The sequence below is a fragment of the Yoonia maritima genome, from assembly GCF_043641945.1.
Lineage (GTDB): Bacteria > Pseudomonadota > Alphaproteobacteria > Rhodobacterales > Rhodobacteraceae > Yoonia > Yoonia maritima_B.
The window spans coordinates 231268-256244 of the sequence record NZ_JBHZRX010000001.1 but is presented as its reverse complement, the minus strand read 5'-3'; the positions used below and the strand labels follow the sequence as shown (position 1 = coordinate 256244).

Here is a 24977-nt window from a genome sequence, read left to right as displayed (position 1 = left end):
GATCAATCAACGAGCCCGTCGATGACGTAGATATTATCTGATTTAACTTAGTATGCACGAAAATGGCCCGATCAAATTGACCGGGCCCTATGTGTTGATATCGGTCCAGTTTAAGACGCTTTTGCCAAGTTCCGTAGAACATAGTGCAGCACGCCGCCGTTTTCGATGTATTCGATCTCGACCGCTGTATCGATCCGGCATTTGACCGTGATCTCTTTGGTGGTGCCGTCTGCCATTGTGATCTGTGCAGTCATTTCCTGCAGCGGTTTCACGGCATCCAAACCTTCGATAGTCACTGTTTCTTCGCCAGTCAGGCCAAGTGTTTTGCGGCTGTCGCCACCAGTGAATTCGAATGGAACAACGCCCATTCCAACAAGGTTGGAACGGTGGATACGCTCAAAGCTTTCTGCGATGACCGCTTTGACACCTAGCAGGGCCGTACCTTTGGCTGCCCAGTCACGCGAAGAACCCGCGCCGTACTGTTCACCAGCGAAGATCACAAGCGGTGTGCCTGCTTCTTGGTACTCCATCGCAGCATCAAAGATCGAAGTCTGCGCGCCATCTGGGCCTTTGGTGTAACCACCTTCGACGCCGTCCAGCATTTCGTTCTTGATGCGGATGTTGGCGAATGTGCCGCGCATCATGACTTCGTGGTTACCACGACGAGACCCGTAAGAGTTAAATTCGCGCACAGGCACCTGACGTTCGATCAGGTACTGACCGGCAGGGGTGGTGTCTTTGAACGAACCGGCAGGGCTGATGTGGTCTGTTGTGACCATGTCGCCAAGTACGGCCAGAACCTTTGCGTTCTCAACGTTTTTGATTGTTCCTGCATCCTTGGACATGCCGCGGAAGTAGGGTGGATTCTGAACGTATGTCGAAGCCGCTGGCCAGTCGTATGTTTCAGAATCAGGTGTCTGAACGGCTTGCCACTTTTCGTCGCCTTTGAATACGTCCGCATATTTCTTGAGGAACGCTTCGCGGGTAACTGTCTTTTCAACCAGTTCGTTGATCTCTTGGTTGGTTGGCCAGATGTCTTTCAGGTAAACGTCATTGCCGTTTTTGTCCTGCGCGATTGGATCAGTGGCAAGGTTGATATCCATTGTACCGGCCAGCGCGTAAGCCACGACCAAAGGAGGCGAGGCAAGGTAGTTGGCGCGGACGTCAGGCGAGATGCGGCCTTCAAAGTTCCGGTTACCTGATAGAACAGATGTCGCGACCAGATCGCCTTCGGCAATCGCGTCAGACAGTTCTTTTTGGATTGGACCAGAGTTACCGATACATGTTGTGCAGCCGTAACCAACAAGGTTGAAGCCGATTTTATCCAGATCTTCCTGCAGGCCAGCGGCCTCTAGGTATTCGGACACAACCTGTGAACCAGGTGCGAGCGATGTCTTAACCCAAGGTTTTCGATCCAGACCAAGTGCCGCCGCTTTGCGTGCCACCAGACCCGCGCCGATCATGACGTATGGGTTGGATGTGTTGGTGCAGGATGTGATCGACGCGATCACGACCTTACCTGATTCCATGGTGTAGTCTTCGCCAGCGACTGGAACTTCTTTGCCCATTGGGCGCTTGAAGGTGTTTTCCATTTCGTTTTCGAAGGCGGTCTTTGCGCTTGTCAGTGCAACGTAGTCTTGTGGACGCTTTGGACCCGAGATCGCAGGAACGATTGCACCCATGTCAAGGTGCAGTTTTGCGGTGTAGATTGGGTTGTAGTCCGCATCGCGCCAGAAACCGTTTTCCTTGGCGTAGGCTTCGACCAGGGCAATGCGGTCTTCGTCACGGCCAGTGTTGCGCAGGTAACGTAGTGTTTCGTTATCGATTGGGAAGAAGCCACATGTCGCGCCATATTCTGGTGCCATGTTCGCGATTGTCGCACGGTCTGCGAGTGGCAGACGGTCCAAACCTTCACCAAAGAATTCGACGAATTTGCCAACAACGCCAAGTTCGCGCAGCATTTCGACGACTTTCAACACAAGGTCAGTACCCGTGGTGCCCTCAACCATTTCGCCTGTCAGCTCAAAGCCGACAACTTCGGGGATCAGCATGGAAACTGGCTGACCCAGCATCGCAGCTTCGGCTTCGATACCGCCAACACCCCAACCAAGAACAGCAAGGCCGTTCACCATGGTTGTGTGAGAATCCGTACCGACCAATGTGTCAGGGTATGCAACTTCGACGCCGTTTTGGTCTTTGTCAGTCCAAACAGTCTGCGAAAGGTATTCAAGGTTCACTTGGTGACAGATACCTGTGCCCGGCGGCACAACGCGGAAGTTGTTGAATGCTTTTTGGCCCCACTTAAGGAAGGTATAGCGTTCTAGGTTACGTTCGTATTCGCGGTCCACGTTCATTTGGAACGCACGTGGATTACCGAATTCGTCAATCATGACCGAGTGGTCGATGACCAGATCAACAGGGTTCAGAGGGTTAATCTGCTGTGCGTCGCCGCCAAGTGCCACGATACCGTCGCGCATCGCTGCAAGGTCAACAACAGCAGGAACGCCGGTGAAATCCTGCATCAGAACGCGGGCAGGGCGGTAGGCGATTTCACGTGGGTTTTTGCCACCTTTGTCAGCCCATTCAGAGAACGCTTTGATGTCGTCAACTGAAACGGAGAAACCGTTGTCTTCAAAGCGTAGCAGGTTTTCTAGAACTACCTTCAATGCGGCTGGCAATTTCGAAAAATCACCAAGACCTGCGGCTTGTGCCGCTGGAATAGAATAGTAGGCGACCGACTGGTCCCCAACGGTAAGGGTTTTGCGGGTTTTGGCTGTATCTGTGCCGACAGTGATCGTCATGGCTATCCCTTTCAAGGCAGTTGCTGTGCAAGGCTATTGATTGGCTTTTGCATCATGCTGCGAGAGCGATCAAGGGGGTGTTTTGCTTTTTTGTATACCATTGCACACAATTCGGCGTAATTTGGCGTGTTGCCGTTGAAACATACATAACAAACTGTTCTCAATTCATTGATTGGTCATTACAGGCGGGCCGGGCTACACCGATGGGCAACTAGTAACAGGACGAACAATGCGTACGATTTTTTCTGCTCTTGCTGTATTCGGGATGCTTCAGTTTGCCCCAACGACAGCGCAAGCCGATCCGGTGGTGGTAGAACTATATACGTCGCAAGGCTGTTCGTCTTGTCCGCCCGCTGATGCGATGCTGCATGACCTTGCCAAGCGCGACGATGTTCTCGCTCTGGCGCTGCATGTCGATTATTGGGATTACATTGGCTGGACCGATATTTTTGGTCGCCCTGAAAACACGGCCCGCCAGCACGCATATGCCCGCGCAGCCCGTGCGACGACGGTTTATACGCCACAAATGATTATTGGCGGCGTTGATCACGTGATCGGATCGCGGCCAATGCAGGTAATGGACCTGATCCAAGCACATAGTCGTCAGGAATATCCGGTGTCTGTGTCGATAACCCGCAATGGCGATACTGTTCAAATTTCAGCGAGTTCGACCGAGATGAACAATTACGTCGTTGAACTTGTGCGCTATACACCTGCCGCGACTGTGAATATTCGGCGGGGTGAAAACGCGGGGCGCGAATTGGTCTATACGAACATAGTCAGTTCACTAGAGGCAGTCGCCGAATGGGATGGGGCGGGCACGCTGAAAATCACAGCACCTGCGCCCGGCAGTGATCCGGTCGCAGTTCTGGTGCAAAAGGCCGGACATGGCCCCATCGTTGGGGCCGCACAGTTGCGTTAACCGTTCTTGCGGACCTTCCAGCGGCGATGAACCCAGAACCATTGTGATGGATCACGCGCGACCTGAGCTTCTAATCTTTGGGTCATTTCAGTCATCATTGTTAACGGGTCACTGTGGCTAATTGGCGCTTCGACCTCGACTGCGAATGATAGCCCGTCCTCTTGCCTGATCCCAAAGTAAGGGATGACAAGGGCGTCCATCTTCAACGCAATGTCTGCAGCTGATGTTGCTGTGTGTGCCGGTTGTCCCAAGAACGGGATGCTGACGCCTTTGGCGGAAACATCAAACAGTAGCGTTCCCATCCCGCCAGATTTCAAATGACGTGCGAATCCCATTGTCCCACGGCGGCCTTGTTCAAAAACTGGTCCGCCCCATGACGTCATGGTCTTTGCATAATGCGCGTTAAAATAGGGGTTTAGCATCGGGCGATATAGCCCACCAATGGTAAGACCCATCGCGCTCAGGACTTGGCGTGGTGCTTCGTGGTTTCCATAATGCGCCGTAACAAAGATCACCGGGCGTTTGTCTTTTGCCGCTTCTGCAAGCGGGTTAAGGCCATCACCGGTTGGCTTTGTTTGACAAAGCCTTTGCCCAAATTCCTGCCACGAATAGTTTTCGATCAGCGTCCGTCCGAAATTGTCGCAACAATCGCGCGCAATCTTACGACGCTCTTCGGTGCCCATGTCAGGATAGATAAGCTGCAGGTTCTCTTCGGCGCGTTTGCTATACCCCGCTAAGGGCGCAACTGCACTGCTTAGGGCGCGGCCCATCGCGGGCACCCGTTTTTCATAGGGCAGGCGAAGCATGGTCCCGATCAAGCCGCGAAGAACACGGTCGGCGGCCCAATCAGCGAAAAGGCCTTTGGATGTTTCACGCTTACTCAACTGGCAACCTGCGCAATGTTGGGAAGGGCTTTCGCGCGCGGCGCATTGGTCTGTGTCATCTGGGCAGATTAGTGCAATTCGATGGGCAGTGTCCACGCGCTATTCGTCGGTGTCGGCCTCTGGGTCGCGCAAGGTAATCGTCCCACTCTCGACCAAATCGCGAATGGCTGATGTGACAGACGACATTGCCGCTTCGGCGTCGGCTTTCTTGATTGTACCCAATTCCTCAGCTTCTTCGCGGATTTGACCCGCCATTCGCTGCGAAACATTGCTCAATATAAACTCAGCGGCTGAAATCACAGGTTCGTCTGCGGCTAGGGCAGAGGCGATCGCAGAGCTTAGCTGCGCTGGATCAACGGTGCGGATGCAGTTGGGGATGTCCGTCGGCTTAACGCGCGCTGGGATGTCTTTGAACGTGAAGATCGCCTTTCTAAGGTCGTTGGCGAACTCGGGGTCATCTTCACCGAGTCCTCCTAACACTTCTTCGCGTGTTTGCGTGACCGCTGAATTGAGGATTGCCCCAAGGCGTTGAGCGGGGGCTTTATCGAATGCCGAGCTGACCGGACGCCCGTATTCTTTGGCCAATGATTGGCCAATCCGGTGTACGGCATCTGGCGAGATATCAGCTGTCAGCGACATCGCATATGTGATGCGTCGCGCGCGTTCGCCGGGCGTTTGAGCCAGTACGGCTGCCGCCTTGCTAGTTGGCAATTTCGACAGCGCGACCGCACAAATTTCGACACTTTCGGCATTCATGATGTCCACAATACGCGAATTCGGTAAGTCGATCACAATGTGCCAATGATCACCAAAGCGAACGCTTTCCATCTGCTCGCGCAAACGCGCGGCGACTGTTGGGCTGAGGTGATCTGAAAGCGCGGCAATCGCCCCATCGCGCGAACCAGGTGCCGATAAACCGAGGGAACCAAGCTCGGCTATGAACTCCTCAGCGACACCGAGGACCGTGTCACGATCCACCAGCCGAATCGCGCCAAGTTCGTCCGTTAGAAGTTCTTGAAGCGATTCGGGTAATTGAGACAACGACAGGTTGCCGCCATCGCTGATCATCATTTGGACGATCATAGCGGCCTTGCGTCGGCGAGAAATCGCAAACTCATTGTTGAGAGGGGACGAAACATTCATACCCAAACCATAAGGCAGTTGGGTAAATGAATATTTAAAACAGTCGTTTAAGAGCCTGGATGTGTGACCATAATAGACATGTTTTTCAACTGTTGCACCGTCTCGGGTAAAAGTTGTGCTTTGTCAGCTGTATTCGCGTGTAAGTATTCAACTTTATTGAATATTTCGCTAATTTCTTCGTCGGTGAATTCGCGATCCGCGCGCGCAAAGCCACAGATACTAAGGCTTTCGCCGGTTTTTATCGCGCAAACCACGCCGTGTGTCATACCGTGATCAGCCGCCTTTTGCATGACACCTGCTGGGTCATCTAAATCGGACCAACGGCATGTGCCGACATTCTCAAATCCCCACGCAACCATTGGATCAGACATGACCAAACCGTTTTGTGAATAGTAGTCCAACCATTTTTTAGGGTAAGATTGGAACATAAATTTGGGCGTTGTATACGCAATGTGTAATCCTAAGGCATAGCCCGCCGGAGCAAGTTTCCCTAAATTTCCCAGAAGTTCACTAATATTAAATTGTGTTGGTGACATTCTGTTACTCGCTTTCCAGTTGCCAAAGGTGGTCATATGGCAATAATCTCAACGAAGTATTGCGTATCTGCATTGTACAGATAACAGTGCACCAGCAACAAGTCCTTTGTCATTAATCAAGGGGCCCGAGGTAAACGGATGTCGACTTTAATGGGTCCGGACGAGATCGAGCAGTTAGCTCCGTCCGGGTATTACATTGCACTACGGATAGGATTTGCCTTTCCAATGGAGGAGGTGAACGCCTTTCCTCCTGAATGGGTGCAGCATTACACTACGCAACGCTTTATGTTGTTCGATCCAATAGTTAGGTGGGCCTACAGTAATGTAGGAATTTGCCGATGGAGCGAAATTCCGCTCGAAGATCCTAAACGGATTATTGCGCAAGCAAAGACATTCGGTATGCGGTATGGTGTTACTGTTTCCGTTTTTGATGGTAATGTTGATGCGCAACGTTCTTTTGCATCTTTCACTCGTGGAGACCGTGAATACACCGACCTAGAGGTGAAACTGTTAAAGGCTTTACTCGCTAGACGGCACAACGAAACCGCGCCACCGACGAACCTAACACGTGCCGAATTGGAGGCATTGGGGATGGTTAAAGACGGAAAGCGATTAAAGGAAATCGCTTTTGAGTTGAGCGTTAGTGAAGGTGCGGTAAAACAGCGCTTGAAAAACGCTAAATTAAAATTAGGTGCTAAAACGGGCACACAAGCGGCAGCACTCGCGAACCAATACGGCTTAATTTAGAATTTCTGTCGTTTTTTTTATCAATTATTGAAATTTTGAGGTTAATTTGTCATTGGCACGAAATTCGTGACAATCAATAGATGTAAACTGGCGCCAGTGTCGCTTATCGGTAGAGAGAAATCACCATGGAAAATATTTCGTTTAATTTTGCTCAGCTTCACCAGCATGGCACCGCATTCTATGAATTCCTTGCTTTGCGCAAACGGTTCTTTGTAGATCAACTGGGTTGGGATATTCCACATGACGATAGCGTTGAGATGGATCAGTATGACAACCCAAACGCGCATTACTCACTGGTTCTTCGAGATGGCAAAGTAATTGGCGGCATGCGTGCGATGGCTACAACGGCCCAGTGGGGATCGCACACTTATATGCTGCGTGACGCGGTTGCGGGTAAACTGATTGGTATTCCCGAAGACATTATCAAAGCGGCAAAGGTGACGCCAAATTTATGGGAAGCTACGCGCGTTGTGATTTCTGACGAGGTTACCACGCAGGCAGAACGTTCGGAGTGCTTAGGTCTTGTGCTTGATGGGGTGGTGGATCAAGCGACAGAACATGGCGCTACAGAGATCATGGCTTTGTGCCCACCAGTATTCGCACGAACGTTGCGCCAACTGGGATACGAAGTAGACCTGATTGGCGATCCTTACGTCAACTGCCACGACAATCGTCGGTATGTCGCAATGAGTATGCCAGCCAGACGTAGAGAGCGGAAAGTTGTGGGTGCGATGCCCGTTGGGAAGCCAAAAGTTGCTGGGGCTCAAGTGCCGCTACACGCGCCGTCAGTGGTGTAAGTCGTCTATGTTTTGCGGACGGGTGGGCGAACCCACCCGTCCGCAAATTCTTATTTATCGCCGAATACGCGCTTGAAGATCGTTTCAACGTGCTTTGTGTGATAGCCAAGGTCGAATTTCTCTTCGATCTCTTCAGCAGACAATGCGGCAAGGACTTCGTCATCGCCTAGAAGTTCTGTTTTGAAATCTTTCCCTTGCTCCCAAACTTTCATCGCATTGCGCTGAACCAGTTTGTACGCGTCTTCACGGCTCACGCCTGCTTGGGTCAGGGCAAGAAGAACGCGCTGAGACATGACCAGTCCGCGGAACTTGTTCATGTTGGCAAGCATGTTGTCGGGATAGATCACCAGCTTTTCGATCACGCCAGCCAAACGATGCAAGGCAAAGTCCAGTGTTACTGTCGTATCTGGGCCAATCGCGCGCTCAACAGATGAGTGGCTGATGTCGCGTTCGTGCCAAAGCGTCACGTTTTCCATTGCTGGAACGACTGACATACGCACCAGACGGGCAAGACCAGTCAGGTTTTCAGTCAAAACTGGGTTGCGCTTGTGTGGCATCGCAGATGAACCTTTTTGGCCCTTGGAGAAGAACTCTTCGGCCTCTAGGACTTCGGTCCGCTGCATGTGGCGGACTTCAGTCGCGATGTTTTCGATGGATGAAGCGATCACGCCCAAGGTGGCAAAGAACATTGCATGGCGGTCGCGTGGAATAACTTGGGTGCTGATTGGTTCAGGCGATAGACCCAGCTGTGCGCAAACATGCTCTTCAACAGATGGGTCGATGTTCGCGAATGTGCCTACAGCGCCAGAGATTGCACCCGTCGCGATTTCTTCGCGAGCAGCGACAAGGCGTTTACGACCGCGGTCCATTTCTGCGTAGAAACGGGCAAAAGTCAGACCCATTGTTGTGGGCTCAGCGTGAATACCGTGGCTGCGACCGATGCGAACGGTGTCTTTGTGTTCTAGCGCGCGAGTTTTCAGCGCGGTCAGAACGCGGTCCATGCCAGACAGCAGCAGGTCTGCGGCGCGAACAAGTTGAACATTCAGCGTTGTGTCCAGCACATCAGATGATGTCATGCCTTGGTGAACAAAGCGGGCCTCGGTTGATCCGATGTGTTCGGCAAGGTGCGTCAGAAACGCGATGACATCGTGTTTGGTAACAGCTTCGATTTCGTCGATGCGCGCCACGTCGAATTCAACGTCTTTGGCTTTCCAGACGGCCGCTGCGCTTTCTTTTGGGATCACGCCAATCGCGGCCTGAGCGTCACAGGCGTGCGCCTCGATCTCGTACCAGATTTTGAATTTGGTGGCGGGTTCCCAGATTGCGGTCATTTCCGGGCGAGAATAGCGAGGGATCATGAGGTAGCACCTTTTCTTGGGGTGGGCAGCAATATTCCCCTGCGTCATAAGGGGGACGGGCCAAAGCCTCAAGGGAAGATGACAGGAACATGACTGTAATGCTGAGGTCCGAGGACTTTGTGGGGCTGTGGCAGTTGTCTCGCGTGATTACAGACCGTCTGAGCGATCAGGCTGGTACGTTATTGGGAACTGCACGGTTTGATTCTGTGGGGGCAGGGGCGCTGGCATATGAAGAGGCCGGCAAGCTGCGATTTGGTGCCGCGCCTGAGATGGAGGCGACACGTCGCTATCATTGGCAGTTCGGCCAAGATGCCGTCGACGTCCATTTTGATAACGGTGCCGCGTTCCACAGTTTTGTTCCATGCGGCCATGCGCAGGGAACGGATCACCCCTGTGGCGATGATTTTTACCAGGTGCGCTATGATTTTACGAATTGGCCCGTATGGCAGGCGACATGGCATGTGGTCGGGCCACGCAAAGATTATGTGTCCGTTTCGCGCTATTGGCGGTGATTACTAGCCATTTCTGTTGTGATATGACTGCTGCGTTCTAGGGTGCGGTGCACCGGGCACTTATCTGCAATTTCCATCAGGCGTGTGCGTTGTTCATCCGATAGATTTCCAATAAGCGTGATGACCCGGTCAAAGTGATCAACCTTTGCGCCCGGATTCGCGGCGTCAGTTGCGTGTTCTTTGGCATGGCTGACATCAACATGTACTCCGTCTAGTGGCCAGCCTTTGCGCCGCGCGTACATTCGGATGGTCATGGATGTGCAAGCGCCAAGCCCTGCAGACACAAACCCATATGGGGTAAAGCCCTTACCCGTTCCGCCATGTTTTGCGGGCTCATCCGCCAAAGCGTGAAAACTGCCAGTTTGAACGTCCTGCAAATACCCATTTGGGTCAGCCTCGGTTACGCGGGTGATTCCTTCGGGGATATTTGCCGGTACTTCAGCTTCAGGCAGATCCAAGTACCGTTGTGACCAAGCTGCGATGACCTCTGCTGTATATTCGGCGTCTTCTGCCTTGGTGATTAAGTGGTCGGCATCGTCCAAAGTGACAAAGCTTTTGGGGTGTTTGGCGGTCATGAAAATCTCGGCTGCATTGTCGATGCTAACAACGGCGTCGCGTGGCGAATGAAGCACTAGTAATGCTGCGTCTAAATGTTTGATGGCTTCGGTCAGCGCGACTGTCGAGACATCGTCAATGAATGTTTTGCCAATGGTAAACGGGCGTCCGCCAAGCGACACTTGCGCTGTGCCGCTGGTTTGGATTTCGGGGATGGCATGTTGGAAGTGACGTGTGACATGTGACGGATCAAAAGGGGCGCCGATCGTCACGACAGCCTTTGTCGATGGGATCGCGTTTGTGGCTTTTAGGACTGCCGCCCCGCCAAGCGAATGACCGATTAATATGGAGGGCGCCAATCCTTTATCGGTCAGCGCCTGTGCCGCAGCAATCAGATCGTCGACGTTTGATGAAAACCCCGTGTTTTCGAATTCGCCTTCAGAATGCCCAAGACCGGTAAAGTCAAAACGCAGCACGGCGATTCCCATTGCGGCCAAACGTCCGGCGATCCGACGCGCCGCGGTAATGTCTTTTGAGCAAGTAAAACAATGCGCAAACAGCGCAGTCGCGCGCGGCTTTCCATGCGGCAAATCAAGTCGCGCAGCCAAAGCATCACCAGCGTGACCCGCGAATGTCATCTTTTCCGTATGCATTGATTTGCCTTCTGTCTGCTCAAACTCTGCACAAACTATGGCGAGCACCTGCAACTAAGACAACTTGAATGGGCGCAGTCCATAGCAGGTTGAAAGTAATTCTATGAAGAATCTATTACGCGGTGTGTTCGCCGTATTCGTACTGGGGTGTTGCCTGATCATTCTGGCCGGTTTTGCCGGGCAGTTGCATCCGTTGGGGGATAGTCTGTCGTTGTTACGGATTCCGACCGGGTTGCTTTGCCTTGCGTCGTTGGCATTCCCTATGCAGCGGATTGTCCGTGCCGGAGTCGCAGTGGTGGCATTCTTTGCACTATTGACCACTGCGCCACTTTTTTGGGGAACGCAGTCCGACGGCAACCTGACCCTCTATACCAAGAACCTCTTGTACCGTAATTCAGAGCTATCCTCTTTGGCGGATGACATTCGCGCAAGCGGTGCAGAAGTCGTCACTTTGCAAGAAGTGGGCAGGGCGAATGAGGCGTTTCTTACGATGATCGAACCTGACTACCCGTTTCAGCATCTTTGCAGGTTTATTGGGGGAAGCGGTGTCGCGGTCTTGGCGAAAACTCCGTTTGTTGGTACGCCCAAGTGTTCTGATCACAGGGGCGTGGCAGCGGCGCAAATTCAAAAGGATGGAAACCTTGTTTGGGTCACTTCGGTGCATCTGCCGTGGCCCTATCCATATGCACATGAAAAATCCGCCGAGGCGGCAGTCGCTTTGTTTGATGAATTAGAAGGGCCGGTCGTGATTGCTGGGGACTTTAATATTTTTCCATGGGCGTCATCGGCGCGGCGCATTAGGGCCGCATCAGGCACGATGGTCGCGGGGCCAGTACGGCCGACCTATAATCTTTATGGGGCACCGCTGTTCTTGGATCATGTTTACGCGCCCAATGGGGGCAACGTGAGCTATCGCGAACTATTGGGGTCCGATCATCTGGGGGTGTTGGCACGGCTGGATTTGGGCTGACCGTAACTATGAAACGAAAAAGGCATCGCCGTAGCGATGCCTTTTCCAATTGTGTGATCTGCGGAATTAGCAGCTGTAGTACAGCTTGTATTCCATTGGGTGTGGAGTGTGCTCGTATGCGTACACTTCTTCCCATTTCAGTTCCATGTAGCCTTCCAGCTGGTCCTTGGTGAATACGTCACCCTGAAGCAGGAATTCGTGGTCAGCTTCCAGCGCTTCCAGTGCTTCACGCAGTGAGCCACAAACAGTTGGGATGCCTGCCAGTTCTTCTGGTGGCAGATCGTAAAGATCTTTGTCAGAAGAGGGGCCTGGATCGATTTTGTTTTTGATGCCGTCAAGGCCAGCCATCAACAGTGCAGAGAAGCACAGGTATGGGTTGGCTGCTGGATCAGGGAAACGTGCTTCGACGCGTTTCGCCTTGGGGGATTCTGCCCAAGGAATACGTACACAACCCGAACGGTTAGACGCAGAGTATGCGCGCAGAACAGGTGCTTCGAAACCTGGGATCAGACGCTTGTAGCTGTTTGTCGATGGGTTTGTGATCGCGTTCAGCGCTTTCGCGTGCTTCAGGATACCGCCGATGAAGTACAGGGCTTCCTGAGACAGGTCAGCGTATTTGTCGCCAGCGAACAGTGGCTTGCCGTCTTTCCAGATCGACATGTTCACGTGCATACCAGTGCCGTTATCGCCTGCGATTGGCTTTGGCATGAATGTCGCGGATTTGCCGTATGCCTGTGCAACGTTGTGCACAACATATTTGTATTTCTGGATTTCGTCAGCTTGGTGCGTCAGCGTACCAAAGATCAGGCCCAGTTCGTGCTGGCAAGACGCCACTTCGTGGTGGTGCTTGTCAACTTTCATGCCCATGCGCTTCATGGTGGACAGCATTTCGGAACGCATTTCTTGTGCGTCGTCCACTGGGTTCACAGGGAAATAGCCGCCCTTAATGCCGGGACGGTGGCCTGTGTTGCCCATTTCGTACTCAGTGTCTGTGTTCCAAGCGCCGTCGATGGCGTCAACTTGGTAAGACACTTTGTTCATGGAAACTTGGAAGCGTACGTCGTCAAAGACGAAGAATTCAGCTTCTGGACCAAAGTATGCAGCGTCACCGATACCGGAAGACTTCAGGTATTCTTCGGCTTTTGCTGCTGTGCCACGTGGGTCACGGTCGTAGGCTTCCATTGTGTCTGGTTCGACCACGTTACAGTGGATGCAGACAGTTTTTTCAGCGTAGAAGGGGTCAACATATGCGCTGCTTGCCTGTGGCATCAGTTTCATGTCGGATTTGTCGATGGATTTCCAGCCAGCGATGGAAGAACCGTCAAACATAAAGCCTTCTTCAAGGAAGTCTTCGTCGACCAGATCTGCAACCACAGTTACGTGCTGAAGTTTGCCGCGTGGATCAGTGAAACGGATATCGACGTAATCGACTTCCTCGTCCTTGATCAGCTTTAGAACAGCTTTGTTGTCCATTTATTGGTACCTTTCTTAGCGTCTTTGGTATTCTTTGAAACCTCGGATAAATTCCGCGGCGTGATTAAAGTGCGTCGTCGCCAGATTCGCCGGTCCGGATGCGGATCGCTTGCTCAACAGGGGACACGAAGATTTTGCCATCACCGATCTTGTCGGTTTTTGCGGCGCCAATGATTGCTTCAACGGCGGCATCGACTTGATCATCGGCCAATACGACTTCGATTTTTACCTTTGGCAGGAAGTCGACCACGTATTCTGCACCACGGTACAGTTCAGTGTGACCCTTTTGGCGGCCAAATCCTTTGACCTCGACAACAGACAGACCTTGCACGCCCACTTCTTGGAGTGCTTCTTTCACTTCGTCGAGTTTGAATGGTTTGATGATCGCTTCGATCTTTTTCATAGGCCGCGACTCCCCTAGCGGTTATTTATGGTGGTCAGAACATTTCTGTTGCATCGGGACAATTCGTGGCGAACCTTGAAGGCAGATGCAACGGGGTAAAGAACAACAACTGATTAAATATTGTGCAATTGTCCCGAAAAATGTGCGAAATGTAAATTGGAATGCCTAAGCGATGACCGAACTTTTAACCGCTGCCCAAATGCGCGCCATCGAAGCGGCTGCGATTGCCTCTGGCGAAGTCACGGGGTTGGAACTGATGGAACGCGCGGGATGGGGTGTTGTTGAAGCCATCTTTGAGGAGTGGCCGGAGCTATCGCCGTCTTGGGGGCCAACCCCCAAACCCCCGGAGTATTTGTTGCAAGACGATGAGAAGGGGAAGCATAGGGCGGTCGTGCTATGCGGGCCGGGGAATAATGGTGGTGATGGGTTTGTAGTGGCGCGGCTGTTGCATGAGGCCGGGTGGGGTGTTGAGGTGTTTTTGTATGGTGATGCTGAAAAGCTGCCGCCGGATGCAAAGGTGAATTATGAGCGGTGGTGTGAGATGGGGGGCGTGGCTACTTTCGATGGCGGCGACGCCCATAAAGCTATATGGGGCGCGGATATTGTTCTTGATGCGATCTTTGGAACGGGGTTAACGCGTCCGATAGAGGGAGAACTTGCGGAAGCAATCTGGGCGATGAACGCTGACGGGGACCTTTGTATCGAACAGCCATCATCACCACGTTTTGTCTCGGTGGATGTGCCGACGGGTATATGTGCCGACAGTGGACGCTTTTTGCAAGCAGTTGCTCCATCACATCTGACTGTGACATTTCATAAGCCGAAGGTTGGCTTGTATTTAGATTGGGCGGTTGCGCTAGGGAGAAAGGTAGCCGTTTGCGATATTGGCTTAAAGCCAAGTTTCCATGCATTCGTAGCGCTTGAGCTGCATGAACAGGTAGCGCTCTCAACTGAACCCACGCGACGACATAGTTCCAATGCATATTCCTCGGGCAACTATTTGGGGAAGGGTCATACCCGAGATGACCCGTATCCAAGGTCGCTTCATAAATACTCCCACGGTCACGCTTTGTTTCTATCAGGTGGTTCCGGCAAAGGTGGTGCAACACGACTTGCGGCACGTGGTGCTTTGCGTATTGGCGCGGGCGCTGTGACTGTTGGTTGTCCTGAAAGGGCGCTTATCGAGAATGCGGCGCAGTTGAATGCGGTTATGCTGACTGTAATCGAAGATGACGGGTCACTTGTGAGTACCTTGGAAGATGAACGTATCAATGCGCTGTGTATTGGGCCGGGGTTCGGGTTGCGTGATCGCGAACATGATTTGCTTGCGACGGTTTTGGGCGAAGGTGGGACGAATCCTCGTGCCACGGTTTTGGATGCGGATGCGCTGACGCACTTGAATAACGACAAGGCGTTGTTCGATCGATTGCATAACCGTTGCGTGTTGACGCCACATGCCGGAGAGTTCGCACGGCTATTTCCGGATATTGCTGAAAAGCTGGATGCGCCCGCAACGACTGGCCCGGCCTATTCAAAGGTTGATGCCACGCGTGACGCCGCCAAGCGGGCAGGGTGTGTTGTGCTGTTTAAGGGGCCGGATACGGTGATTGCTGATCCATCCGGGCGATGCAGTATTAATGCATCGGTTTATGAACGTGCTGCACCTTGGTTGGCGACCGCCGGATCAGGTGATGTTTTGGCGGGCTTTATTACTGGATTGCTGGCGCGTGGGTTTGCGCCGATGCAGGCGGCCGAAACAGGTGCATGGCTTCATACGGAATGTGCTTTGAAGTTTGGGCCCGGTTTGATCGCAGAGGATTTACCAGAGCAGCTACCTGCGGTTTTCCGGGATTTAGGCATGTAGGTGAAAAAAAATCGCGATAAACGAAAAAATCGCATTTTCCCTCTCGCATCCCGGAGATAGCTTTGCTAGGTAGCGCCAGATCGACGCTTCGGGCGTTGAAAGTGCGGGTGTGGCGGAATTGGTAGACGCACCAGATTTAGGTTCTGGCGCCGCAAGGCGTGGGGGTTCAAGTCCCTTCACCCGCACCACTTTTATGTTTTCAAACATGATCAAGGTATCTCGTCTATAAATGCGCGAGTGCGATTTGTTGTGGCGATCCGCGTGCCCCCAATAAAAGAAGGGGCAGGGCTGAAAATCCTTATACCTAGGGGCTTGGCGCACGATTGCCCTTGCATGCCATGCGGTGCATCCCTAGAAGTGCCTTCGATTTATGTGGCCACGCCTTGCGCGGCCTGACGAAGATATGCGTGGTTTCCACGCCAGACGACTTGAAAAGGACGCTACCATGCAGGTCACAGAGACGCTGAACGAAGGTTTGAAACGCGGCTATGCCATCACCGTTACCGCGGCTGAATTGGATGCCAAAGTTGATGAAAAGCTGAAAGAAGCACAGCCAACCGTCGAGATGAAGGGTTTCCGCAAAGGTAAAGTGCCAATGGCACTCTTGCGCAAGCAGTTCGGCCAGCGCCTTATGGGCGAAAGCATGCAGGAAGCCATCGACGGCGCCCTGAGCAAGCACCTTGAAGAATCCGGTGACCGTCCTGCGGCACAGCCAGAAATGAAAATGACCAACGAAGACTGGAAAGAGGGCGACGATGTTGCCGTTGAAGTTTCTTACGAGAAACTGCCAGAAATCGCAGAGACAGATTTCAGCAAAATCAAGCTAGAGCGTCTGGTTGTGAAAGCTGACGAAGACTCAGTGAAAGAAGCGCTGGATAACCTTGCGTCTTCACCACAGGCTGTCACATACGAAGCGAAAAAAACGCAAGCAAAGAAAGACGACCAAGTCGTTCTGGATTTTGTTGGCAAGGTTGACGGCGAAGCTTTTGAAGGCGGCGCTGCGGAAGATTACCCGCTCGTGCTGGGTTCAAACTCTTTCATTCCCGGCTTTGAAGATGGCCTGCTGAAGGTCAAAGCTGGCGACGAAAAAGACGTCGAAGTAACCTTCCCAGAAGATTACCAAGCTGAAAACCTTGCTGGTAAGAAAGCTGTATTCACCTGCACAATCAAAGAAGTGAAGGCACCAAAGACGCCTGAGCTGGACGATGAGCTGGCGAAGAAATTCGGTGCAGAAGATCTGGAAGGCCTGAAGGCACAGATCACTGAGCGTCTGGAAGCTGAATACACTGGTGCATCACGTGCTGTTGCAAAACGCGCGCTGCTGGACGAGCTGGACAAAGTTGTTTCTTTCGACCTGCCAGAAACTTTGGTTACTGCTGAAGCAAACCAGATCGCTCACCAGCTGTGGCACGAAGAAAACCCAGAAGTTGAAGGTCACGATCACCCAGAGATCGAACCAACTGACGAGCACAAGAAGCTTGCTGAGCGTCGCGTAAAGCTGGGTCTTCTGTTGGCTGACATCGGTCAGAAGGCTGACGTGAAAGTCACCGATCAGGAAATGACACAAGCGATCATGAACCAAGCGCGCCAGTACCCAGGTCAAGAGCGTCAGTTCTTTGAATTCGTACAGCAGAACGCTCAGTTCCGTCAGCAACTGCAGGCGCCAATGTTCGAAGACAAAGTCGTTGACCACATCTTTGAAAAGGCTGCGGTGACTGACAAAGAAGTCAGCAAAGACGATCTGCAAAAAGCTGTTGAGAAGCTCGAAGAAGAGTAAGATCAACACCAGATTTATTCTGAAAAAGGCGCTCCGGTTTTGGGGCGCCTTTTGTTTTGCGAGTGTAGCCAAATTAGATCTGGCCCAGCCGCCCGTCAGAGGCTGGGCCCGAATTTGTTAAAGCGTGATGCGGAACAGAGCGAATCCAGATTCGCTGCTGCCTGCGGGTGTGATGGTCATGCCTGCAACGCTGTCTGCGTATTCTGCGCCAGCGGGTCCCGTTTCAAAGATGACGGAGGTGCCGTCCATTGGCACAAATGACCAATTCGCATCCGCGCGTGGGCTGACCGTACCTTTGTCGACGATGTAGCGCACGATCACGTCGCGATTCGTGTCGGGCCCTTCAAAAATGACCGTCGATCCATCTGCACCGGGGAAGCTGCCGCCACCCGATGCCCGGTAGTTGTTCGTCGCTAGGATGAATTCTTGCGATGGGTCGATAGGCGTACCATTGAACTGTAGATTTACGATCCGGTTTGTATTGGCGTTGATCACTTCGCCTTCACGGTCGAACATCGCCGGTTGGGATAGATCAATTTGGTAGGTGACTCCGTCAATCACATCGAAGTTGTAGCTTGGAAAATCAGGGTTCAGTAGCACTGCATCGGATGAGCCGGGTTCGATTTGGTTGAACATCCCGGCGCTGCGTTCCAGCCAGTTCTTGACCTGTGCGCCTGTTATTTTCACGGCCCGCACTGTGTTGGGGTAGAGGTACAAGTCCGCCACGTTTTTGATTGCGACGTCGCCAACAGGAACATCGGTAAAATACTCCGGACCGCCACGGCCACCCGCCTTGAACGGAGCGGCGGCCGATAGGATTGGTAGCCCTTCGAATTCGGTGCCGACCATTTGTTCCGTGATGTACCAAGTTTGCGCGTTCGATACGATCTGAATGGATGGATCATCGGCGACCAGCGCAAAATAGCTGTGAAGCGGTGCATCGGTTTTTCCGACCGCTGTGCGCACATAGGAAAGCGTCTGGTCGTGGATGTCTTGAATTGATTCCAAAACAGGCACGAAGTCTTCGACAAGTGGGGTGATGCTGCGGTCTTCTTCGCGGCGCGAGATTGGGCGCGCCTCGGATGTGTGCGAAAGAACCCGCCATCCGTTGCCGTCACGTTCAAGCAGTAGATCGACTAGGCCCATATGGCTGCCCCAAAAGCCGCCCATCACGCCGGGTTTGCCGTTGATCGTTCCGGCCGCGACATCGACACCCGCCCAGTCGTCATAGTTTGAGGACGGGAAGACGAGGTGGCTGTGGCCTGTCAAAATCGCGTCGATGCCGTCAACGCCTGCCAAAGGAATTGCCGCGTTTTCCATGCCCTCAGTTTCGTTGGCTTCGCCGATGCCAGAATGGCAAAGCGCGACGATAATGTCTGCGCCTTGCTCCTTCATCTGTGGAACATATGCGCGGGCGGATGCGACGATATCGCGGGCCTGTACGTTGCCTTCTAGATGCTTTCGGTCCCAGTTCATGATCTGCGGTGGCACGAATCCGATCAGCCCGATCTTGATCGGGTGTGTGACACCGGACCCGTCGGTCAGCGTGCGTTCAAGAATCGTGTAAGGCGGAAGCAGCGTTGTGTCCGCGATCGGTGTCGCGCCCATTTCTTTGACCACGTTGGCAGAAACAACAGGGAAGGCGGCACCAGCGACCGATTTCATCAAGAATGGAATGCCGTAATTGAATTCGTGGTTACCAAGCGTTGACGCGTCAAACCCAAGTGTGTTCATCGCGGTGATGACAGGGTGCATGTCGCCTTCTTTCATGCCGCGTTCATAGGCGATGTAATCGCCCATCGGGTTCCCCTGAAGAAAGTCACCATTGTCGAGAAGCAAAGAGTTGGTCGATTCTGCGCGGACGCCTTCGATGATGGATGCTGTGCGGGCTAGGCCGACCGTATCGACGGGGCGGTCAGCGTAATAATCGTAAGGAAAAACATGGACGTGAAGGTCAGTAGTTTCCATTAAACGCAGGTGCGCCTGATTGGTGGCTGCGCTGACGGAAAACGGATGCATCGCGATCAGCCCAGCAGAGCCTGCGATGAAGTGACGACGATTTAGACGAAGTGACATGAGATAATCCCCCGGATTTCTAGATGTATGACCAGTAGACATCTGGATGGGGTTTGTAACAAGGGTGTGTTTGTGGGCGGCAATGGCACAGATATTTGGATGCCTTGTTTGTGTCGTAAGTTATTTGAATTGCTGTAAAAATAGTCGATATAGCGAGCAGGGGAGCGGCATCGCTTCGGGTTGACGCGTGATTGGTGACGGCTGCCGTGCTATACTTTGTTTAGAAGCGGAGGCCGGGATTATGGAAATTCACAAAGGTCGACTTATTGATCACGTACATCTGCAGGTGGCGGATATTGTCGCGAGTAAGGCGTTCTATCGTGCAGTGCTGGCTTCACTTGGCAAAAGCATCTCAGTGGAAGCCGAGCATTTCTTCATAGCGGATGAGCTTTTTGTTTCTCAGTCCGTCGACGACCACAGCCGCGTCCACATCGCGTTTCAGGCTGCAGATCATGATGAGGTAAAAGCATTTCATCACGCGGCCATTACAAGCGGCGGCGTTGATAACGGACAACCGGGAGAGCGCGCGTATCACCCTGGTTATTTCGCAGCATTTGCGTTGGACCCCGATGGTAATAACATTGAAGCTGTCTATCACGGTCCGGCCGAACGCTCAGCCGAGAGTGTGGTATTCAGTACGCCGGAATAGGGCCGATTGGAGTGACATTTACTAAGTGGAATGCGCCCTAATAGTGTTGCTCGACCAAGGTAAATGTTTGGGCCCCGAAATGTCCGCTTACCTGTCCGCTTCCTGCGAAGCCACGTTCATCAATTGAGATTTCGCCGGACACTTTGCGTTCGCCGTTGCGGTCGGTTTCAACGTATTTGAAGCCGGTTTCTGTTGCTGTCGTGATGCGGGTCCATCTGATACGTTCATCGTTGGGGCGGATTTCGGTATAGCGGCATTTGCCAAGTTTACGAGTGCAGTCGTGCGGTTCATAGCGAACTTGATACCCGTCAGCGCGTTCCCAAATCAGGTAGTTTCCATTGCGATCAAGCAGCGTCGTGAACGCCGGTGTTCCTGTCGGGGTGGCGCCGCGATAGCTATTGATGACGTAGTTGTTGCCCTGACGTCCACTATAGACGTGGTGAATGCGGCCGGATCGGCTTTGGTCGACCGTAACATAGTCACCAGTGTTTAGAAGTTCAGGTTTCCATCGGATATCGCCATCCGGCACGGTACACGCCGTTGTGAGGATCGAAAGAAACAGGGGAGGTAACAATCTCAATTTACATACTCCGGTCCTGCGATCCCGGTTTTCATCGGGTGCAAAGATCTATGAGGTCATTCAACCGCATAATGTGCCGCAGGTTACTCGTTTACGAAAAAGGCCGCCCCAAAAAGGAGCGGCCTAATTACATTGCCAGTGAAGAAGGTATTAGTCTTCTTCGTTAACTTCAGCAGCAGGTGCTTCGTCGTCACCGAATTCGTCAGCGGCAGAGCCGATGTCGTCGAACAGTTCCTGAATTTCGAATTCAGCAGCTGCTTCTTCTTCGGCGGCCAGCTCTGCGATAGATTTACCAGCTGCTTGCAGCTCGGCTTCTTCGGTAGAACGTGCAACGTTCAGCGTGATTGTCGCGTTGACTTCTGGGTGTAGGTTGACGGAAACGTCGTGCAGGCCCAGATCTTTGATCGCGCCAAGCAGAACAACCTGCTTTTTGTCGACAGAGAAACCAGCTTCGGTTGCTGCATCGGCCGCGTCACGTGTTGTGACAGAACCGTAAAGCGAACCAGCGTCGGATGCAGAGCGGATGATGATGAATGTTTCACCGTCCAGCTTTTCAGCCAGTGCTTCTGCTTCTTTTTTGCTTTCGAGGTTGCGTGCTTCAAGCTGTGCTTTTTCTGCTTCGAAACGTGCAAGGTTTGCAGCGTTTACGCGCAGTGCTTTGCCTTGTGGCAGCAGGAAGTTACGTGCGTAGCCTTCTTTAACAGAAACGACTTCGCCCATCTGGCCCAGTTTGGCCACGCGCTCAAGGAGAATGATATCCATGTGTTGGTGTCCTTACTTTACTGCGTATGGCAGCAGGGCAAGGAAACGCGCGCGTTTGATCGCCTGGGCGAGCTTACGCTGGTTCTTGGCGCCAACAGCTGTGATACGGGCTGGAACGATTTTGCCGCGCTCAGAGATGTAGCGCTGCAAAAGGCGAGTGTCTTTGTAGTCGATCTTTGGCGCGTTTTCGCCATCAAACGGATCGGACTTACGACGACGGAAAAATGGTTTAGTAGCCATGATTGTTGTCCTTATCTAAGATCTGATTAGCGGCGCTCGCGGCGTTCGCCACGTTCTTCGCGTTTCTGCATCTGTACGGATGGGCCATCTTCGTGTGCGTCGACTTTGATCGTCAGTACGCGCATGACGTCGTCGTGAAGACGCATCAGACGTTCCATTTCCTGAATCGCAGGTGCTGGCGCATCAGTGCGCAGCAGGGCGTAGTGGCCCTTGCGGTTCTTGTTGATCTTATAGGCCATCGTTTTGACGCCCCAGTATTCGTTTTCCACAAGCTTGCCGCCATTGTCAGCAAGAACGGATCCGAAGTGTTCGATAAGGGCTTCAGCTTGCGAGTTGGAAAGATCCTGACGCGCAATCATGACATGCTCGTATAGCGGCATGCGTACTCCAGTTCATTTATCAGCGCATTTCAAAGCGTGGGGCAGTGACCCTTTCTGCACCCCACCCACGAGAGACTGCGCAGTTCAACATTACACAGAAAGGTTGCGGCCTTATACAGCGATCAAGTCGTGATGCAAGTCTCGCAGCCCTATTTTTCTTGGCGGAATGCGCGGCGGGTCTAATTTTTTGTCTTTGCCACGACTGCGCCAAGTTATCGCCCCGATTCATTGATAATTAGCATTAAAGCGACATTAAGGAGGCGTCATGACAGGAAACGTGGCAACTCAGCATTTAGGCGGTCAGGGGCTAATGGCAAAATCATCGAGTTTTTCAGTTGAAGACACCTTTTGGGGCTATCAGATTCGGTCTGGTCGTGCGCCAGCTATGGGTGTCGTTATCGCGCAATCGCTGTCTTACTTTTTCGGTGCCTGTTTCATGATAGCTGCCGTAAGCATGTTGGTCATGCCTGTGCTGTTTTTTGATGGCGGGGTTGGCGTTGTTCGTGTTGTAGCGGCGGTGCTTTTTGCGGCTGTCGGGTTTTATTTGCTGTGGTTTGCAAGTCGAGGATCGCAAGCTGAGGTTCATGTCGACACCAGTGTTGGCGAAATTCGCGAGGTGATTAGCAACCGTGCCGGGCGCCCAACCACCATTGGCGCATACGGATTTGACGCGATTGGCGGCGTGTATATCGAGCCTCTGCCGGAGGGCGCTCTTGCGTCTCTTGTGTTGAAATATCGCGATACAGATCAACGCGTTAGCGTTGCGGAAGGTATTGAGGCACAGTTGATTCCATTGCGTGATCGTTTGGCGCAGGATTTAATGATCGCGACGCCGACAGCGGCGTAAAATACGACAATCGGCAACATTGGTTCCTATGTTGCCGAACACAATTTGTTCAGAATTGCTGAATTGCTTTGCGCGGTGATGCACCTTCAATAGAGGGTGTAAACTAGTCGTAACTGGAGATTCCAATGAAGAACATTCTTTTCGCAGCCGCAATGGTTGCCTCGACCGCCGCTGCCCCAGCATTCGCAGCACCCGAAGCATACGTGCTTGATTCTAGCCACAGCCAGATTGTTTTCACCTATAATCACCTTGGTTTTTCGACCGGGATGGGCATGTTTTCAGGGTTCGAAGGCGAAATCAGCTTTGATCAAGAAGACCCATCAGCGTCCAGCGTGAACGTATCTTTCCCTGTGCGCAGCATGCTGACTGGCTGGGAAGCACGTTTTGAGCACTTTATGTCGGGTGACTTTTTCGGCGCTGATGCCGACGAAATGGTGACTTTCACGTCGACTGGCATCGAAGTGACTGGCGAAGGCACTGCGTTGATCACTGGTGATCTGACGTTGAATGGTGTGACGAAATCTGTCGTTTTGGACGCAAAGCTGAACCAAACAGGCATGCACCCGATGGCCGAAAAAGAATGGGCTGGCTTTGATGCTACGACAACTTTGCTGCGTTCAGATTTCGAAGTCGGTGCGTTTGCGCCTTACGTCAGCGACGAAGTTGAAGTGACAATTTCTGTTGAGGCGATGAAAGCGGAATAAATTCGCTATCGTTTTAAATGATTGGCTGCGTCCCAGATGATGGGGCGCAGCCTTTTTGTTAGCGTGTTGCTGTTAAGTTCACAGTGACCGCGACGTCAAAGCCAAGGTTGGTATCGTCGGCCATGCTTTGCCCGATTTGAAAGTCGCGGCGGTCAAGCGATAGTGATCCTGCCATTTCTGCAGTGTCACCCTGAAGGTTCAGAACAAAGGGTAGAGTAACCGGGATGGTGATGCCCTTGATCGTCAGCGTCCCGTCCGCAACGTAGGTGCTGCCGTCTTCTGTAATATCGGCATCGAATGTCGCTGTCGGGAAGGTGTCAGCGTTAAAGAAGTCCCTGCCCATTGCCTGATCGCTGACTGAACCAAGGTGTAGTGATCCTATTGCGATTGTCGCCGTCACGTGCCCGAGCGTTCCTGTTGCCTCTGGGTCAAAGTTAATAACCGCTGTCCAGTCGTCGAATTGTCCAGAAACTGGGTTGCCCAACTGGCGAATGGTGATGCCAATCGTACCATCACTGACCATCCAATCCGATGCTGCTTGTTCTAAGACTGGAGCTGCTGCGCGATCGCTATGTGAAAGCATCCCAGCTGCGGCAGCGCCACCAGCAGCCAGACCATATATGATGAGGGCGATGGCAGGTGCGGCGAGCGCTTTTTTACGTTCTGATGTTTCAGGCAGGCGTGGCCGACCGAACCACATCCGTGCAAGCGTCGTATCTTTGTCGATAATCTGATGTTTTAGCGCCCCGGCGATGTGCAGCAGGATCGAAACGATCAGGATCTTGCTCCAAATCCAATGCAGACCTGAGAAAATTTCGGCGAGCGTTTCGCTTTGGGGAATGAATGGCAGGCCTTGGCCGATTGGCAGCCAGATGGGCGCGAACCCTGATGTGGCTGCATGATGTAACCATCCAGAAAGTGGAACGACTACGAGCGCAATATACAAAAGCCAGTGCACGATATGGGCAACCAGCGTTTCCAAGCGGCGATCGGGATGCAAGTCACCAGGTTTCGTCTGGGTCAGCGCCCAGAGGATACGCGCCAAGGCCACAAAGAATATGATGACGCCAAGTGTCTTATGCGCCGAGAAAAGCGGGACCTTTAAAGGGGCATCAAACGCGAGGTCTTCGGCAATGAGACCGAGCGGAATGACAGTAAGAATCAGAAGGGCAGTAAGCCAATGAAAAACTTTGGTGATCGAACCATATGTGCTGGCTGTGTTCGTGGCGGGCATGAATGTTCTCCTAGTCGTTCTGGCCACGCTATCACCGGCATGGATTCGCGCAAGCGCAGGCTATGTGTGTGTGGTTACAGGTCGTGTGCGTATCCGATCAGGTGACGGGT

The 24977-nt window shown here is 52.6% G+C and carries 24 protein-coding genes and 1 tRNA gene; 11 read left to right on the top strand and 14 right to left on the bottom strand.

Annotation, left to right across the window (positions count from 1 at the left end; translation table 11 throughout):
• Positions 1–110: 110 nt before the first annotated feature.
• Complete coding sequence (gene acnA / locus ACHUEV_RS01380) at positions 111–2801, bottom strand: aconitate hydratase AcnA (RefSeq protein WP_394177276.1); 2691 nt, start codon at positions 2799–2801, stop codon at positions 111–113.
• 229 nt (positions 2802–3030) lie between these two features.
• On the opposite strand from acnA, the gene ACHUEV_RS01375 reads away from it, so the two are divergent.
• Positions 3031–3723, top strand: a complete 693-nt coding sequence (locus ACHUEV_RS01375; RefSeq protein WP_394177275.1) for a DUF1223 domain-containing protein — start codon at positions 3031–3033, stop codon at positions 3721–3723.
• Here the strand turns inward: ACHUEV_RS01375 and ACHUEV_RS01370 are convergent.
• From ACHUEV_RS01370 to ACHUEV_RS01360, 3 genes are all read right to left on the bottom strand, one after another.
• Positions 3720–4607 carry a lysophospholipid acyltransferase family protein gene (locus tag ACHUEV_RS01370; protein ID WP_394177274.1) on the bottom strand — a complete coding sequence of 296 codons (888 nt, stop codon included), beginning with the start codon at positions 4605–4607 and terminating at the stop codon, positions 3720–3722. The genes ACHUEV_RS01375 and ACHUEV_RS01370 overlap by 4 nt on opposite strands.
• Before the next feature lie 99 nt (positions 4608–4706).
• Complete coding sequence (locus tag ACHUEV_RS01365) at positions 4707–5750, bottom strand: FliG C-terminal domain-containing protein (RefSeq protein ID WP_394177273.1); 1044 nt, start codon at positions 5748–5750, stop codon at positions 4707–4709.
• Positions 5751–5797: 47 nt separating this feature from the next.
• Positions 5798–6286 carry an autoinducer binding domain-containing protein gene (locus tag ACHUEV_RS01360; protein ID WP_394177272.1) on the bottom strand — a complete coding sequence of 163 codons (489 nt, stop codon included), beginning with the start codon at positions 6284–6286 and terminating at the stop codon, positions 5798–5800.
• A gap of 150 nt (positions 6287–6436) precedes the next feature.
• Here ACHUEV_RS01360 and ACHUEV_RS01355 point away from each other — a divergent pair, with 150 nt between their 5' ends.
• A complete protein-coding gene (locus tag ACHUEV_RS01355; RefSeq protein ID WP_463602997.1) occupies positions 6437–7033 on the top strand; it encodes an autoinducer binding domain-containing protein in 597 nt (198 codons plus the stop codon).
• A 125-nt stretch (positions 7034–7158) separates the two neighbouring features.
• Positions 7159–7830, top strand: coding sequence for an acyl-homoserine-lactone synthase (locus ACHUEV_RS01350; RefSeq protein WP_394177270.1), 672 nt, complete (start codon positions 7159–7161; stop codon positions 7828–7830).
• Between the two features lie 50 nt (positions 7831–7880).
• On the opposite strand, the gene purB is transcribed toward ACHUEV_RS01350, so the two are convergent.
• Positions 7881–9188 (bottom strand): adenylosuccinate lyase, encoded by a 1308-nt coding sequence (purB, locus tag ACHUEV_RS01345; protein WP_394177269.1) that lies wholly within the window; start codon positions 9186–9188, stop codon positions 7881–7883.
• A gap of 89 nt (positions 9189–9277) precedes the next feature.
• Here purB and ACHUEV_RS01340 point away from each other — a divergent pair, with 89 nt between their 5' ends.
• Positions 9278–9700: a DUF6314 family protein gene (locus ACHUEV_RS01340; protein WP_394177268.1), complete on the top strand. Its 423-nt coding sequence runs from the start codon at positions 9278–9280 to the stop codon at positions 9698–9700.
• Here the strand turns inward: ACHUEV_RS01340 and ACHUEV_RS01335 are convergent.
• Complete coding sequence (locus ACHUEV_RS01335) at positions 9688–10908, bottom strand: bifunctional alpha/beta hydrolase/OsmC family protein (protein WP_394177267.1); 1221 nt, start codon at positions 10906–10908, stop codon at positions 9688–9690. The genes ACHUEV_RS01340 and ACHUEV_RS01335 overlap by 13 nt on opposite strands.
• Positions 10909–11011: 103 nt before the next feature.
• Between ACHUEV_RS01335 and ACHUEV_RS01330 the strand changes: the two genes are divergently transcribed.
• Positions 11012–11878: an endonuclease/exonuclease/phosphatase family protein gene (locus ACHUEV_RS01330; RefSeq protein WP_394177266.1), complete on the top strand. Its 867-nt coding sequence runs from the start codon at positions 11012–11014 to the stop codon at positions 11876–11878.
• A gap of 66 nt (positions 11879–11944) precedes the next feature.
• Here ACHUEV_RS01330 and glnA read toward each other — a convergent pair whose 3' ends face one another.
• Both glnA and ACHUEV_RS01320 read right to left on the bottom strand, forming a co-directional pair.
• Entirely contained in the window at positions 11945–13351 is a 1407-nt protein-coding gene (gene glnA / locus ACHUEV_RS01325; RefSeq protein ID WP_394177265.1) for a type I glutamate--ammonia ligase, read from the bottom strand.
• Between the two features lie 64 nt (positions 13352–13415).
• Complete coding sequence (locus ACHUEV_RS01320) at positions 13416–13754, bottom strand: P-II family nitrogen regulator (RefSeq protein ID WP_045996366.1); 339 nt, start codon at positions 13752–13754, stop codon at positions 13416–13418.
• Positions 13755–13926: 172 nt separating this feature from the next.
• Between ACHUEV_RS01320 and ACHUEV_RS01315 the strand changes: the two genes are divergently transcribed.
• From ACHUEV_RS01315 to tig, 3 genes are all read left to right on the top strand, one after another.
• A complete protein-coding gene (locus tag ACHUEV_RS01315; RefSeq protein ID WP_394177264.1) occupies positions 13927–15618 on the top strand; it encodes an NAD(P)H-hydrate dehydratase in 1692 nt (563 codons plus the stop codon).
• A 103-nt stretch (positions 15619–15721) separates the two neighbouring features.
• A tRNA-Leu gene (locus ACHUEV_RS01310) sits at positions 15722–15806 on the top strand.
• A 257-nt stretch (positions 15807–16063) separates the two neighbouring features.
• Positions 16064–17395 carry a trigger factor gene (gene tig, locus ACHUEV_RS01305; RefSeq protein WP_394177263.1) on the top strand — a complete coding sequence of 444 codons (1332 nt, stop codon included), beginning with the start codon at positions 16064–16066 and terminating at the stop codon, positions 17393–17395.
• A 117-nt stretch (positions 17396–17512) separates the two neighbouring features.
• Here tig and ACHUEV_RS01300 read toward each other — a convergent pair whose 3' ends face one another.
• Positions 17513–19471, bottom strand: a complete 1959-nt coding sequence (locus tag ACHUEV_RS01300; RefSeq protein ID WP_394177262.1) for a bifunctional 2',3'-cyclic-nucleotide 2'-phosphodiesterase/3'-nucleotidase — start codon at positions 19469–19471, stop codon at positions 17513–17515.
• A 241-nt stretch (positions 19472–19712) separates the two neighbouring features.
• On the opposite strand from ACHUEV_RS01300, the gene ACHUEV_RS01295 reads away from it, so the two are divergent.
• A complete protein-coding gene (locus tag ACHUEV_RS01295) occupies positions 19713–20120 on the top strand; it encodes a VOC family protein (protein WP_394177261.1) in 408 nt (135 codons plus the stop codon).
• Positions 20121–20157: 37 nt separating this feature from the next.
• Here the strand turns inward: ACHUEV_RS01295 and ACHUEV_RS01290 are convergent, their stop codons facing one another.
• From ACHUEV_RS01290 to rpsF, 4 genes are all read right to left on the bottom strand, one after another.
• A complete protein-coding gene (locus ACHUEV_RS01290) occupies positions 20158–20700 on the bottom strand; it encodes a hypothetical protein (RefSeq protein ID WP_394177260.1) in 543 nt (180 codons plus the stop codon).
• 150 nt (positions 20701–20850) lie between these two features.
• Positions 20851–21462, bottom strand: a complete 612-nt coding sequence (gene rplI, locus ACHUEV_RS01285) for a 50S ribosomal protein L9 (RefSeq protein ID WP_394177259.1) — start codon at positions 21460–21462, stop codon at positions 20851–20853.
• 12 nt (positions 21463–21474) lie between these two features.
• Positions 21475–21702, bottom strand: a complete 228-nt coding sequence (gene rpsR / locus ACHUEV_RS01280; RefSeq protein ID WP_394177258.1) for a 30S ribosomal protein S18 — start codon at positions 21700–21702, stop codon at positions 21475–21477.
• Positions 21703–21728: 26 nt separating this feature from the next.
• A complete protein-coding gene (gene rpsF, locus ACHUEV_RS01275; protein ID WP_394177257.1) occupies positions 21729–22082 on the bottom strand; it encodes a 30S ribosomal protein S6 in 354 nt (117 codons plus the stop codon).
• A 265-nt stretch (positions 22083–22347) separates the two neighbouring features.
• On the opposite strand from rpsF, the gene ACHUEV_RS01270 reads away from it, so the two are divergent.
• Together ACHUEV_RS01270 and ACHUEV_RS01265 are read left to right on the top strand one after the other, a co-directional pair.
• Positions 22348–22929, top strand: coding sequence for a hypothetical protein (locus tag ACHUEV_RS01270; RefSeq protein ID WP_394177256.1), 582 nt, complete (start codon positions 22348–22350; stop codon positions 22927–22929).
• 125 nt (positions 22930–23054) lie between these two features.
• Positions 23055–23633, top strand: coding sequence for a YceI family protein (locus ACHUEV_RS01265; protein ID WP_394177255.1), 579 nt, complete (start codon positions 23055–23057; stop codon positions 23631–23633).
• Between the two features lie 58 nt (positions 23634–23691).
• Here the strand turns inward: ACHUEV_RS01265 and ACHUEV_RS01260 are convergent, their stop codons facing one another.
• Entirely contained in the window at positions 23692–24867 is a 1176-nt protein-coding gene (locus ACHUEV_RS01260) for a cytochrome b/b6 domain-containing protein (RefSeq protein WP_394177254.1), read from the bottom strand.
• Positions 24868–24977: the final 110 nt, after the last annotated feature.